Raw genomic sequence first — 290 nt, forward strand, 5'->3', positions numbered from 1 at the left:
CCATTCGGAAATCTTCGGATCACAGCTTACTTACAGCTCCCCGAAGCATATCGGTGTTAGTGCCGTCCTTCATAGGCTTCTAGTGCCAAGGCATCCGCCGTGCGCCCTTTCTAACTTAACCTTTATATGGTTTTCAACGCATTACATACGTCTAGACCACTGGTTGATTACCATTGTATAGCGATATACGTTGGTAATCGTTAAAAAAGTATTGTTCAATCACAAAAGTGATCGACTCGGTTGATTACTTGATGTTTTGTTGCTTCAATGTCGTTTTATCCAGTTTTCAA

The 290-nt window shown here is 41.4% G+C and carries 1 rRNA gene; it reads right to left on the bottom strand.

The features are described from left to right. Positions 1 to 121 (bottom strand): 23S ribosomal RNA (locus M3152_RS17895); the annotation flags it as partial. Between the last annotated feature and the right edge of the window lie 169 nt (positions 122 to 290).

The organism is Sporosarcina luteola (assembly GCF_023715245.1).
In the GTDB taxonomy this organism is placed as follows: domain Bacteria; phylum Bacillota; class Bacilli; order Bacillales_A; family Planococcaceae; genus Sporosarcina; species Sporosarcina luteola_C.